This window comes from Nocardia puris, assembly GCF_003315035.1.
GTDB lineage: Bacteria > Actinomycetota > Actinomycetes > Mycobacteriales > Mycobacteriaceae > Nocardia > Nocardia puris.
The window spans coordinates 1-1232 of record NZ_QNRE01000058.1; the positions used below are offsets into that span (position 1 = coordinate 1).

The following is a 1232-nucleotide window of genomic DNA, read 5'->3' on the forward strand; positions in this document are numbered from 1 at the left end:
GGGCAAGGACTGGTCCACGGCGACGCCTACCGGGGAAACACCCTCTGGGACAACGACATCGTCCGTCTCGGCGACTGGGACGAGATCAGCTTCGCACCCCGCGAACTCGACCTCGCCAACACCATCCAAAGCGCCCGCTTCGGCACCTCCGACAGCGCGATCGAGGAGTTCCTGCGCGCCTACGGCACCGACCCCAGGAACCAGCCGCTCTTCGAGGCCCTGGTTCGCATGCGTGACCTGCACACCCTCACCGGATATATCCGACGCGCGCACCTGGGAGATCCCGCCGCCCGCGGTGAGCTGGATCGCCGAATCGCCTGCCTCCAGCACAACACCGCTACCCGCTGGGTAGCTCACTAAGGCTCGATCCCCGGGTCTTCGCCGTGTGCCGGGCCGTGGGGCCCGGGTCCGGTCGGTGCGGTTGGTTACGATCGCCTGTGATGCTGTAGCAGGCGGGTGTGGCAGAGGGGGTTGGCCGGTGTCGGATGAGTTGGATGTCGATGTTGTGCGGCTTCGTGAGGTGTCTCGGTTCGTGGCCGATCGTGCGCGGGAGATGCGTGATGAGGTGGCTCGGCTGGATGCGACGATCGGGCGTGAACTCCTGGCGGATGGCTGGCAGGGTAGGGCGGCCAGCGCGTATGACGAGTCGTGGGTCGAGTGGAAGGACGGCGCGAACACTGTCGTTGCGGCGTTGGAGCGGTCCTCGGCCAGCCTGGCGGAGGCGGCGATCCAGTACGAGTTGCAGGACGAGGCCACCCGGTCGCGGATCGATGGTTTACCGGGGTTGGATCTGCCGTGACCTACGACGACAAGTTCCGTGTGGATCTCGAGCAGCTCGACGCGGCGATCGACACGATGGACAAGTTCGGGCAGAAGGTCGCGGACTGGCTGGCTGAGATCGACCGTCAGATCGCCGAGCTTCAGCTGAGCTGGTCGAGCCAGGCCGCTACCGCGCAGCGCGAGGCCCACGAGACGTGGAGCGCGGGCGTGGACGAGATGCGCGAGAACCTGGCCGAGCTGCGCGAGGTCGCCCGGATCGCGCGCGCGAACTATTCGAACGCGATCGACATCAACCAGAAGATGTGGCCCTGATGGCTCCGGTGGTGGTCACACCCGCCGAATTGCGCACGGCCGCAACGTCGATCAAGACCGCGTGGCAGTACTCGTGGAACGACATGAACACGTTGTTCACGCGGTTGCGGGAGTGCGGCGGCAGCGCGGGCACCGACCGG

Annotated in this window: 3 protein-coding genes; all 3 read left to right on the forward strand. The window is 66.6% G+C overall.

The features are described 5' to 3' along the window. On the forward strand, positions 1–360 hold a 360-nt coding region (locus DFR74_RS35235), incomplete at its 5' end, for a phosphotransferase (protein WP_147266056.1). 118 nt (positions 361–478) lie between these two features. Then, complete coding sequence (locus DFR74_RS35240; RefSeq protein ID WP_067514769.1) at positions 479–799, forward strand: WXG100 family type VII secretion target; 321 nt, start codon at positions 479–481, stop codon at positions 797–799. After that, positions 796–1092 (forward strand): WXG100 family type VII secretion target, encoded by a 297-nt coding sequence (locus DFR74_RS35245; protein WP_232331958.1) that lies wholly within the window; start codon positions 796–798, stop codon positions 1090–1092. Before DFR74_RS35240 ends, DFR74_RS35245 begins: the two co-directional genes overlap by 4 nt. Positions 1093–1232: the final 140 nt, after the last annotated feature.